Here is an 11326-nt window from a genome sequence, read left to right on the forward strand (position 1 = left end):
CGGCCGTCACGGCGGCGTCGAAGCTGGGCGAGGTGCACCTGATCGTCGCGGGTCAGGGTGTCGACGGCGTCGCGCAGGCCGCCGCGAAGATCGCAGGGGTCGGCAAGGTCCATGTCGCCGACGACGCGGCCTACGCCAACGCACTGGCCGAGAATGTCGCGCCACTGGTCGCCGAGCTGATGGGCCATCACGATGCCTTCCTCGCGCCCTCGACCACCACGGGCAAGAACATTGCGCCGCGTGTCGCAGCCCTCATCGACGTGATGCAGATCAGCGACATATTGTCGGTCGAGGGGCCGGACAGCTTCACCCGGCCGATCTATGCGGGCAACGCGATCGCCACGGTGAAGACCAGTGACAAAAAGCTGGTCCTGACGGTCCGCACCACCGCCTTCGAAAAGGCAGCGGCCGAGGGTGGGGCGGGCACGGTCGAGGCAGTTTCCTCGACCGGCGATACGGCCAAATCCCGCTTCGTCGGTGCGGAAAAGGCCGAGAATGCCCGGCCCGAGCTGACCAGCGCGAAGATCATTGTTTCGGGCGGCCGCGCGCTGGGCTCTGAAGAGCAGTTCCACGCGCTGATCGACCCGCTCGCCGACAAGTTGGGCGCCGCCGTTGGTGCGTCCCGCGCGGCGGTCGATGCGGGCTATGCCCCCAACGACTATCAGGTCGGACAGACCGGCAAGATCGTGGCGCCGGAAGTCTATGTCGCAGTCGGCATCTCGGGCGCGATCCAGCATCTGGCGGGGATGAAGGACTCCAAGGTCATCGTCGCGATCAACAAGGACGAAGATGCGCCGATCTTCCAGGTCGCCGATATCGGCCTGGTTGGCGACCTGTTCACCGTCGTGCCGGAGTTGACCAGCAAGGTCTGAGGCAGTTTTGGTTCGCCCAGAGGCGCAGAGAGCGCGGAGAAGAACTGTTCTCCGTCCTCCGCGCCTCTGCGCGAACAGGTTTTCCTCACCTGCAAGGGGAGGAATTCAGCCGCCCCTTCCCTTTCCCGCCCGCCCGCGCGACAATCTCGGTCATGGTCGGTCGTCATCTTCGAATTACCGGGCGCGTGCAGGGCGTCGGGTATCGCTACTGGTTTCTCGGTCGCGCCGAGTCGCTGGGGCTTACCGGCTGGGTCCGCAACCGGGCTGACGGTTCGGTCGAGGCGGTGGTGCAGGGCCCTGAGGACAAGGCCGTGCGGATCATCGCCGAGGCCGAATCGGGACCGCCCGCCGCGCGGGTCGGCCGGGTCGAAACGACCGAGCTGCCCACCGACACCACCCTCATCCAATTCGAGCAGCGACCGACATGCTGATCGCGCTGCTCCTTGCGCAGGCCGCCGATCCGGCCATCACGCGCCGGGTCGAGTCGCTCCTCGCCCGCGCGCCGATTATCGACGGGCATAACGACCTGCCCTGGGAGTTGCGCGACACCGGCGTTCCGCCCGAATCGCCTGCGCTGGCCACCGACACCACCGCCCTGCCGCATCCGCTGCAGACCGACCTGCCCCGGCTGAAGCGCGGCGGGGTCGGCGGGCAATTCTGGTCGGTATGGATTCCCGCCGATGTCACCGGCCCGCGCGCGGTCGAGATGACGCTGGAACAGATCGACCGCGTTCACCGTCTTGTCGCCGCGCACCCCGAGCGACTCGCGATGGCGCGCACAGCCGAGGATGTACGCCGCCTGTCCCATACAGGCCGAATCGCCTCGCTGATCGGGGTCGAGGGCGGGCATCAGATCGACGGGCGGCTGTCGGTACTGCGCCAGTACAAGGCGCTGGGCGTCGCCTATCTGACGCTGACCCATGGTCGCAGCCTGGCATGGGCCGATTCGTCCACCGATACGCCCATCGCCAACGGATTGAGCCCCTTTGGCCGCGCGGTGGTGGCGGAGATGAATCGCATCGGCATGATCGTCGATGTCGCGCATGTCTCCGACGCGACGATGGCGGCGGTGCTGGACGTCAGCAAGGCGCCGGTCATCGCCTCGCATTCCGACGTCCGCGCGCTGGCCGATGCACCGCGCAACATTCCCGATGCCATGCTCCACCGGATCGGCGCGAGCGGCGGGGTGGTGATGGTGAACTGCTACCCCGCCTTCCTGTCCACCGACTGGCGGGCCTGGGATGCGGCGCGTACCGCCTATGCTAGGTCGGTCGGCGTGCCCGCCAATATCTATGGCCCGCGCAGCCCCGCGCCGCTGATCGCCTGGGATACGCAGCACCCTGTTCCGCGCGTGACGGCGACGATGGTGGCGGATCATATCGAGCATGTCGCCCGCATCGCCGGGCGCGGCGCGGTCGGATTCGGCGGCGATTATGACGGGATCAACGGCACCGGGCCGGAGGGGATGACCGGCGTCGACGGTTATCCGCTGGTGCTGGCCGAACTGGTCCGGCGCGGCTGGACCGATGCCGATCTTGCCGGGCTGACCAGCGGCAATATCCTGCGCGTCATGGAACGGGTCGAGGCCGTGGCCAAAAGCCTCAGTGCAGCAGCACCGGACGATTCGATCGATCCGCTGGCACGCTGACCTGCCCGCGCGACACGCGCATCGCGATCAACCAGATGACAAAACCGCCCAGCGCCAGCCCGCAGCCGACATAGCCGGTCGAGGTCCACCCCAGGCCATTGGCGATCGCCAGACCGCCCGCCCAGGGCCCGATGGCATTGGCGGTGTTGAACGCCGAATGGTTGAGCGCCGCAGCCAGCCCCTGCCCCTCGCCCGCCACGTCCATCAGCCGCGTCTGGAGCACGGTGCCCAGCGCCCCGCCCAGTCCGATCGCAAAGACGACAGGCAGGATCGTCCACAGGCTCCCCGCCGCCCAGGGATAGAGCGCCAGCATCGCCGCCGACCAGAGCAGCAGCGCCCCGGCGGTCGGCATCAACGCACGGTCGGCGAAGCGCGGCACCACGATATTGCCGATCGTCATGCCCAGCCCGAATACGGCGAGCACGAGCGGGATCATCGCTACCGACGCCCCCGTCACCTCGGTCAGGGTCGCCGCCAGATAGGTATAGACCGCGAACATGCCGCCGAAGCCGATCGCGCCGATGGCCAGCGTCAGCCAGACCTGCCCCTTGCTCAGCGCGTCCAGCTCGCGACGGATGCTCGCCCCCTCGTCGGGGCGGTCGTGCGGCGCGGCGATCCAGACCAAGGTCGCGGTCAACAGGGCCAGCCCCGCGACCACGCCGAACACCCAGCGCCAGTTGAGCCACTGGCCCAGCATCTGCGCCAACGGCACGCCGACAACGGTCGCGACGGTCAGCCCCAGCATGATCCGCCCGACCGCCACCGTCCGCCGCGATTCGGGGACGAGCGAGGCCGCTACCAGTGCGGCGATCCCGAAATAGGCGCCGTGCGGCAGGCCGCTGAGGAAGCGGAAGAACAGCATCCAGTGATAATCGGGTGCCATCGCCGACAGGCCGTTGCCTGCCGCGAACATCAGCATCAGCACGATCAGCAGCGTCCGCCGCGCCACCTTCGCCGAGAGCACCGCCAGCAGCGGCGCGCCCACCACCACGCCCAGCGCATAGGCGCTGATGACATGTCCCGCCATCGGCGCATCGATGCCCAGGCCGCGCGCCAGATCGGGCTCGAGGCTCATCGCGGCGAATTCGGTCGTGCCGATCGCAAAGCCGCCCACCGCCAGCGCGGTGTGGACGATGCCGGGGGAAAATGTCCGCGCCATCATGGAATCCTTTCCCCACCCATATGTTGCGCCGCAGCAAACAACGCAACCGCCCCGCGCGTGTCCCGCTGAAAATGCGGCTGAATGGCTTCCATATTCATCCGCTTCCCGCGTCTCTCCCGATATGAGCCGAAGTTTGGCGTTGAAGATGCCTGCGCGGTCGGTCAGGCTCGGTCCCGGCAAAGGGGAGATTGCCGCTTGGACGGGGTCATCGGGGGGATCGCGATCGTTGCGCGCGAGCTGTTGCTGTTCGCGGGTGCGGGCCTGTTGCTTGGCGGGATCGACGACCTGCTCGTCGACCTGATCTATTTCACGCGTCGCCTGACCCGTGGGCCTGCCACACCGCTGCGCAGTTGGGCGCTGGCCGCGCCGGAGACGCCGGGACGCATGGTGATCCTGGTGCCCGCCTGGGACGAATCGGCCGTGATCGGCGCGATGCTGGCCAATGCGCTCGCGCGGCTGCGTCATGACGATTACCGTATCTATGTCGGGCTCTATCCCAATGATCCGGCGACCATCGCGGCGGCGGCGGACGTTGCCGAGCATGACCCACGGGTGCGGCTGGTCATCGGACCACGTCCGGGCCCGACGACGAAGGCGGACTGCCTGAATGCGGTCTGGCATGCCCTGGAACGCGATGCGCGGGACGAGGGCTTTGCGGTCAGGGCGGTGGTGCTGCACGATGCCGAGGACGTGGTGCATGCCGACGAGCTGCTGGTCTTCGACTCGCTGATCGAAGGACGCGCCGTGGTCCAGTTGCCGGTCCTGCCGCTGGTCGCCCCCGGATCGCGACTGGTGTCGGGCCACTATGCCGACGAGTTTGCCGAAAGCCATATCAAGCAGCTGGTCGTGCGTACCGCGCTGGGTGCCGGATTGCCGCTGGCGGGCACCGGCTGCGCAATCGCGCCCGCGATGCTGCGTGAGATTGCGCGGCGACGCGGCGGCGATCCGTTCGATGCGAGCAGCCTGACCGAGGATTACGAACTGGGCCTGCGGATCGCCGAGCTGGGCGGCAAGGGGCTGTTCGCGCGGGTCGCCGATGGTCCGCCGCGTAGCGTGGTGGCGGTGCGTGCCTATTTTCCCGCCACCCTGCCCGCCGCCGTCCGGCAGAAGGCGCGGTGGATGACGGGCATCGCGCTGGTCGGCTGGGACCGGACGGGATGGGGCCGGACCTGGGCGATCGGCGACCATTGGTGGCGATCGCGCGACCGGCGCGCGCCGCTGGCCATGCTGGTCCTGGGCGCCGCCTATCTCGGCCTGTTTGCCGAGGCGGTGGTGATCATCCTGTGCTGGGCACGCGGGGCCGCGCTACCCGTGACCGATCCGCTGCTCGGCGGGCTGATCGCGGTCAACGCCATGCTGCTCTGGTGGCGGCTGGGCGTGCGAATGGTCTTTACCGGGCAGGCTTATGGCTGGCACGAGGCGCTGTGGTCGCTGCCGCGCTTCGTCGTCGGCAATTTCGTGGCGCTGGCCGCGGCTCCGCGCGCGATGGTCCGCTATCTGCTGATGCTGCGCGGACGACCGCTGACCTGGGACAAGACCGATCACCAGTTTCCCGACCTCCCCGCCCGGTCATGAGCGGACGGCCGATCCGTTTCCTGGGGGGTATATTGGCGTTGTGGACCCTGGGGCGGGTGGCATTCCTGTTGCCGGGTGAGACCGGCCTGGAGAAGACGGGCCGCTTGTCGGTCGCGGCGGTGGCCGAAGCCGCAACGCCCGCCCCGCCGCGCCGCCATGCGCGGAGAACTCCGACCAGATTGGCGGGAGATGTGCCGTGGCAGCCGTTGCGCCGGAAGCCGGTGCTTCGCCCGACAGGCGGAGCGATGGTGCACGCACGCCCCCTGATTTCCCTTACCAGCGCGGTGGCGATCGAGCCGATCATGCCCCCGCCGATCCTGCGCGACGCGCCAGCGTCGATCGCCCCCGTCTGGCCAGACACGCCTTTGCGGCCGGACCGCTGGAGCCTTGGGATATGGGCGGTGGCCCGGCAGGGCGGCGGCGCGCTGACGCCGGGTGGGCAGCTGGGTGGCAGTCAGGCGGGACTTCGCCTGCTGCGCCGCCTCGATTCGCGCAGTGCATGGTCGGCAAGCCTGCGCCTGTCCGCCCCGGCGAGCGGCGTGGGGCGCGAGATGGGAGTGGGTCTCGACTGGCAGCCCTCTCACACCGTGCCGGTGCGCGTGCTGGTCGAACGGCGTGTGGCGCTGGATCAGGGACCCGGCGGGACGGCATTGCTGGCCGTGACCGGCATCGGCCCCCGCCCGGCCGCTACCGGGCTGACCCTCACCGCCTATGCCCAGGGCGGCGTGGTGGTGCGCGATCGGACCGAGCCCTTTGCCGACGGCGCGATGCGCGTGGCGGTGCCGCTGACCCCCGGCCTCGACCTGGGTGTCGGGCTATGGGGCGGGGCGCAGCGAGGTGCGCAGCGGCTGGATTTCGGTCCCACCCTGGGGGTCGCGGTGCCGGTCGGAAATCGACGCGTCCGCCTGTCGCTCGATTGGCGACAACGGGTGGCGGGCGGTGCCGCGCCCGGCTCGGGTCCGGCGCTGAGCCTGGCGGGCGATTTCTGAGCCATCGACACTGTTCCGAAAGGTCCATGCGGCTATAAAGCGGCGGTGGATCTTTATCTTCCGATCGCCAACCTGTCGGTCAACGCGCTGGTCATCATCGCGCTGGGCGCGGGCGTGGGCCTGTTGTCGGGCATGTTCGGGGTGGGCGGCGGTTTCCTGACCACGCCGTTGCTGATCGTCTATGGCATCCCGCCGACCGTCGCCGCCGCCTCCGCCGCCAGCCAGGTGACGGGGGCCAGCGTGTCGGGTGTGTTCGCCCATTTCCGGCGTGGCGGCGTGGATACCAAGATGGGCGGCGTCCTGGTCGCGGGCGGCATCGTGGGATCTTTCGCGGGCGCCTGGATCTTTCGCCTGCTCCAGGCGAGTGGCCAGATCGATACGGTCATCGCCATCGTCTATGTGCTGATGCTGGGGTGGATCGGATCGGTCATGGCGCGCGAGGCGACGAGTGCGATCATCGCGCAGCGTCGCGGACGGCCGCAGCGCGCGGCGCGGCGGCGGCATCATCCGGTCGTGGCGGCCCTGCCCTTCCGCACCCGCTTCTATGCCTCGGGCCTGTATATCTCGCCCCTGGCACCCTTGATGCTGGGATTCTTCACCGGCATCCTGACCATCTTGCTGGGGGTCGGCGGCGGGTTCATCCTCGTCCCTGCGATGATCTATATCCTGGGCATGGCGACCAACGTCGTGCTCGGCACCTCGCTGTTCCAGACCTTGTTCGTCACCGCCGTCGCGACGATGGTCCATGCCACGACGACCAAGGCGGTCGATATCGTGCTGGCCGGGCTGTTGCTGGTCGGATCGGTGACGGGGGCGCAGATCGGCGCGAAGCTCGCCACCAATGCCAAGCCCGAATATCTGCGCCTGGCGCTGGCGGTCATCGTGCTGCTGGTCGGCATCCGTATCCTGCTCGGGCTGGTGTGGCGGCCCGAGGAAATCTTCACGGTGCAGCCGCTGTGAAACGTGCCGCCGCCGCGCTGGCGCTGGTGTCGCCGCTGCTGATGGCGCAGGCCAAGCCGGTGCTGGTCCCCGACGTGTCGCAACGCGACATCCAGATCGCCTACAGCTTCACCGGTGCCGAACTGCTGCTGTTCGGCGCGATCCTCTATCCCGGTGGGCGTGCGCCGCAGGACAACCGGCCGACCGATATCGTCGTGGTGGTGAAGGGCCCGACCCAGTCGATCCTGATCCGTGAGAAGGAGAAGATCGCCGGGCTGTGGGTCAATGCCGGGCGGCTGCGTTACCAGTCGGCGCCGTCCTTCTACGCCATCGCCTCGTCCCGGCCGATCGACCGGATCGTCGATGACCGCACCCGCGCCATTTACGAACTCGGGCTGGACAGCCTGCAACTCTCCCCCGCCTCCAGCGCGCCCGCCGATGTCCAGGCGCGTTTCCAGGCGGGGCTGGTCGACCAGCGCCGCCGCTCCGGCCTGTATGTCGAGGCGCCGCGCGCCGTCGAGATCACCGACGACGTCCTCTACCGCGCCCGCGTCACCATCCCCGCGCGCGTGCCGGTGGGACGCTTCACCGCCGAGACCTTCCTGATCCGCGACGGCCGCGTGCTGGCCGCCGCCGTGCGGGACATTGATATTCGCAAATCGGGGTTCGAACGCTTCGTCGCGCGCGCTGCCGACCGCGCCGCCATCCCCTATGGCCTGACCGCGGTGGCGCTGTCGATCCTGCTCGGCTGGACCGCCGGCTGGATCGCGCGGCGGATCTGATTTCCTTGAGATACGGCATCTTAAGGATCGGCTGCTAACGATATCATCCTCCCAAAAGACCGGACGGTATCGCTTTTCATGTTTTCGCCCGCCCCCGCCGCCGAACATCCCGTCGCCACTTCGCACGACACGCCGGTCATCGGCTGGCTGCTCGGCATCGCCGGATCGACGGGGCGCATCGTGCTCGACCGTCAGGCGGTGACCGCGCTGGCCGGGCATGGCGACCCGGTGCTGGCGGCGGCGGGGCAGGTGGCGATGCCGGTGAAGATCAAGCGCGACGACCGCTGGATCATCGGCACCATCCGCTCGCTGTCGCTCGACCCGTCCGGCGACGGAGCCGCCATCGCGACCGAGATCGACCTGATGGGCGAGGGGATGCGCGATCCCTATAGTGGCGAGCTTTGCGGTTTCCGCCGCGGCGTCACCTCCTATCCGATGCCCGGCGCGACCATCCATGCGATCACCAATGCCGAACTGGCCGGGATCCACGGCAATCGCGACACCACGACCGTGACCATCGGCACTGTCCACCCCGCGCGCACGGTGCCCGCCACGCTGGCGGTCGACGCGCTGCTGGGGCGGCATTTCGCCATTCTGGGGTCGACCGGCACCGGCAAGTCGACCGCGACCGCGATGATCCTGCACCGGATCTGCGAACTGGCGCCACGCGGCCATATCGTGATGATCGACCCGCACGGCGAATATGCCTCCGCCTTTCGCGACGCGGGCGAGATCCACGATGTTGGCAATCTGCGCATGCCCTATTGGCTGATGAACTTCGCGGAGCATTGCGAGATCCTGCTCTCGTCGGGTCCGGCCGATCGCCAGAGCGATGCCGATGTGCTTGCCAAATGCCTGCTCGCCGCGCGGATGCGCAGCCGCGCCGCCGCCGACCTGCCCCGCGTCACCGTCGACACGCCCATCCCCTATTTGCTGTCCGACCTGACCAGCCTGCTGACCGCCGAGATGAGCAAGCTGGAGCGGGCGGGCGACATCGCCCCTTACTTGCGGATTAAGTCCAAGATCGACGAGGTGAAGGGCGATCCGCGCTATGCCTTCATGTTCTCCGGCATGCTGGTCGCCGATACCATGGCGTCCTTCCTGGGCCGCATCCTGCGCCTGCCGGGCGAGGGGCGGCCGATCTCGATCATCGACGTGTCGGGCGTGCCGTCGGACGTGACCAGCGTGGTCGTCGCGATGCTGGCGCGGATGATCTTCGACCATGCCATCTGGTCGCACCCGGCCGAGCGCCGCCCGGTCCTGATGGTCTGCGAAGAGGCGCACCGCTACATCCCCGCCCGCGCCGAACAGGATTCGGCCGTTGGCCGCATCCTGTCGCGCATCGCCAAGGAGGGGCGCAAATACGGCGTCTCGCTGGGCCTCGTCACCCAGCGTCCGTCCGACCTGGCCGAGGGCGTGCTGTCGCAATGCGGTACGATCATCGCGATGCGCCTGAACAACGAGCGCGATCAGGCGGTGGTCCGCTCGGCCATGCCCGAGGGCGGGCGCGGGCTGCTCGACACCATCTCGGCGCTGCGCAACCGCGAGGCGATCCTGTGCGGCGAAGGCGTGACGTTCCCGATGCGCGCCAGCTTCGTCGACCTGGACGAAGGCAAGCGCCCCGCATCGAACGACATGAAGATCACCGCGCTCTGGGCACAGCCCGCCCGCGGGGCGCCGATGGTGGCCGACACCGTCGCCCGCTGGCGCGCGGCGGGTAAGTAAGAGCCAATGTCACCCCACGGCCGTTCGCACTGAGCGAAGTCGAAGTGCACATGCCGCTCTTGGCCAAGTCATCCCTTGGCCTTCGACTTCGCTCAGGCTGAACGGAGGTGGAGCGGGCGGGCGTGTGCGGTCTTACCGCCCCGGCCGCACCGCCAACAGGCTCTGCACCTCACGGCGGAACGCGCGCAGCTTGGCACCCGACAGGACCGCGACGCTCGACAGGTTCAGCGTGCGCGGGTTCACGACAGCGCCGTTCTTCCACACTTCCCAGTGCAGATGCGGGCCGGTCGACATGCCGGTCGAGCCGACATAGCCGATCACCTGGCCCTGGCGAACATGCGCGCCCGACCGCACGGCGAAGCGGCTCATATGGCCATAGCCGCTGGCGATGCCGCCCGAATGGGTCAGCTTGACGAAATTGCCGTAACCACCCGAGCGTCCGGCGAACTGGACGACGCCGTCCATGATCGCATGGATCGGTGTCCCGTAAGGCGCGCCGATATCGGTCCCCTTGTGCATCCGCATGAAGCCCAGCACCGGGTGCATCCGCTTGCCGTAGGACGAGGTGATGCGCCCCGCGACCGGCATGTTCATCGCGCCGCGCCGCTCGGTCTGGCCGTTGACGTCATACCATTGGCCGTCCTCGTCGTCGGGGAGGCGGGCGAGCTGCGTCTTGCGCCCGCCATGGTTCAGCCCGACGAACAACAGCTTGCCCAGCCGCGTCTCGCCGGTCGCGGCACGCTCCCGCTCGATGATCAGGTCGAAACTGTCCGACCGCTTCACGTCGCGGCCGACCGACATGCGCGCCGACAACGCCTTGATATAGCCCTCGACCACCTTGGCCGGCGCGCCCGCCGCGCGGACCGAACGGTACAGACTCGAACCGGCCAGACCCTGCAGGCGCAGCGGCGTGCGATCGATCGCGATCGGCGTCTGCGTCATCTCCAGCCCCTTGGGCGTACGGGTCAGCGTAACGGCCAGGTCGAAACGCGCGCGCAGCTTCATCGCCTCCAGCGGACGCGCGACCGTCCGGCTCGGCCGCCGCCCCAGGGTCAGTGCGACACGGGTGCCCGATGCGATGGCCTCGCCCCCCGCCGCCTGTTCGACCAGCTCGGCGGCGTCGCGGGCCTGATCCCGGCTGACGCCGGCGCGTTGCAGCACGCGGGCCAGCCGGTCGCCCGAGCCGACCGTCGCCGACAGCTCGACCATCGGCCGCTCGGGCGCTTCGGCGAGATGCGTGACCAGGTCGCCCGCCGCCATGCGCCGTCCGCTGTCGGCGCCCAGCGCGATCGGCGCGATCGCCTGTGCCCGCGCATTCGTCCAAGCCTCGCCGGTCAGCGGCTCCGGTGCGGCCCCCAGGATCGGCCGTTCCAGCCGGGGCGCCATCGCGATCGTCGCGGCACACAGCGCCGAGCAGGTGATCAGGCCGCGCCACCAGTCGCGGCTGCCGATCCGCGCACCCAGATCGGGCACCCAGTCGGTATCGCGCGCGGCTTGGCGCCAGCGCGCCCAGACGGTCGTCCGGGCGGGCGGGAAGGTGACGCCCTGCGGACGCACGGCGGTGCCGCCGGTCATTAACAGGGCTTCGTCGGTGGCAAGGAACATCGGTGGAATGCGTTTCCGTGAAATCGTCG

The 11326-nt window shown here is 68.9% G+C and carries 10 protein-coding genes; 8 read left to right on the forward strand and 2 right to left on the reverse strand.

From position 1 onward, the window contains the following. From SOM26_RS11135 to SOM26_RS11145, 3 genes are all read left to right on the forward strand, one after another. Positions 1-872: electron transfer flavoprotein subunit alpha/FixB family protein (locus SOM26_RS11135; RefSeq protein WP_320452798.1), on the forward strand; the 872-nt coding region annotated here is incomplete at its 5' end. Positions 873-1024: 152 nt separating this feature from the next. Next, positions 1025-1303: an acylphosphatase gene (locus tag SOM26_RS11140; protein ID WP_320452799.1), complete on the forward strand. Its 279-nt coding sequence runs from the start codon at positions 1025-1027 to the stop codon at positions 1301-1303. Then, entirely contained in the window at positions 1297-2520 is a 1224-nt protein-coding gene (locus SOM26_RS11145; protein ID WP_320452800.1) for a dipeptidase, read from the forward strand. Before SOM26_RS11140 ends, SOM26_RS11145 begins: the two co-directional genes overlap by 7 nt. Here SOM26_RS11145 and SOM26_RS11150 read toward each other — a convergent pair. Next, positions 2474-3679 (reverse strand): MFS transporter, encoded by a 1206-nt coding sequence (locus tag SOM26_RS11150; RefSeq protein ID WP_320453178.1) that lies wholly within the window; start codon positions 3677-3679, stop codon positions 2474-2476. The two genes, SOM26_RS11145 and SOM26_RS11150, sit on opposite strands and share 47 nt — an antisense overlap. A 198-nt stretch (positions 3680-3877) precedes the next feature. On the opposite strand from SOM26_RS11150, the gene SOM26_RS11155 reads away from it, so the two are divergent. From SOM26_RS11155 to SOM26_RS11175, 5 genes are all read left to right on the forward strand, one after another. Then, positions 3878-5257, forward strand: a complete 1380-nt coding sequence (locus SOM26_RS11155) for a glycosyl transferase family protein (RefSeq protein WP_320452801.1) — start codon at positions 3878-3880, stop codon at positions 5255-5257. Next, entirely contained in the window at positions 5254-6246 is a 993-nt protein-coding gene (locus tag SOM26_RS11160) for a hypothetical protein (RefSeq protein WP_320452802.1), read from the forward strand. Before SOM26_RS11155 ends, SOM26_RS11160 begins: the two co-directional genes overlap by 4 nt. Positions 6247-6291: 45 nt before the next feature. After that, positions 6292-7206, forward strand: coding sequence for a sulfite exporter TauE/SafE family protein (locus tag SOM26_RS11165; protein WP_320452803.1), 915 nt, complete (start codon positions 6292-6294; stop codon positions 7204-7206). Between the two features lie 41 nt (positions 7207-7247). Next, a complete protein-coding gene (locus SOM26_RS11170) occupies positions 7248-7967 on the forward strand; it encodes a TIGR02186 family protein (protein WP_414712059.1) in 720 nt (239 codons plus the stop codon). A 78-nt stretch (positions 7968-8045) separates the two neighbouring features. Continuing rightward, entirely contained in the window at positions 8046-9692 is a 1647-nt protein-coding gene (locus tag SOM26_RS11175; RefSeq protein WP_320452805.1) for an ATP-binding protein, read from the forward strand. Positions 9693-9824: 132 nt separating this feature from the next. Here SOM26_RS11175 and SOM26_RS11180 read toward each other — a convergent pair whose 3' ends face one another. Then, on the reverse strand, positions 9825-11297 hold the full coding sequence (locus SOM26_RS11180; protein ID WP_320452806.1) for a M23 family metallopeptidase: 1473 nt from the start codon (positions 11295-11297) through the stop codon (positions 9825-9827). Positions 11298-11326 lie beyond the last annotated feature (29 nt).

Origin of the sequence: Sphingomonas sp. CFBP8993 (genome assembly GCF_034044895.1) — a bacterium.
In the GTDB taxonomy this organism is placed as follows: domain Bacteria; phylum Pseudomonadota; class Alphaproteobacteria; order Sphingomonadales; family Sphingomonadaceae; genus Sphingomonas.

Bases quoted from the DNA above. Each gene is read 5' to 3' on its own strand.
- SOM26_RS11140 (WP_320452799.1), top strand. From the start codon at position 1,025: ATGGTCGGTCGTCATCTTCGAATTACCGGGCGCGTGCAGGGCGTCGGG.
- SOM26_RS11145 (WP_320452800.1), top strand. From the start codon at position 1,297: ATGCTGATCGCGCTGCTCCTTGCGCAGGCCGCCGATCCGGCCATCACG.
- SOM26_RS11150 (WP_320453178.1), bottom strand. From the start codon at position 3,679: ATGGCGCGGACATTTTCCCCCGGCATCGTCCACACCGCGCTGGCGGTG.
- SOM26_RS11160 (WP_320452802.1), top strand. From the start codon at position 5,254: ATGAGCGGACGGCCGATCCGTTTCCTGGGGGGTATATTGGCGTTGTGG.
- SOM26_RS11170 (WP_414712059.1), top strand. From the start codon at position 7,248: ATGGCGCAGGCCAAGCCGGTGCTGGTCCCCGACGTGTCGCAACGCGAC.
- SOM26_RS11175 (WP_320452805.1), top strand. From the start codon at position 8,046: ATGTTTTCGCCCGCCCCCGCCGCCGAACATCCCGTCGCCACTTCGCAC.
- SOM26_RS11180 (WP_320452806.1), bottom strand. From the start codon at position 11,297: ATGTTCCTTGCCACCGACGAAGCCCTGTTAATGACCGGCGGCACCGCC.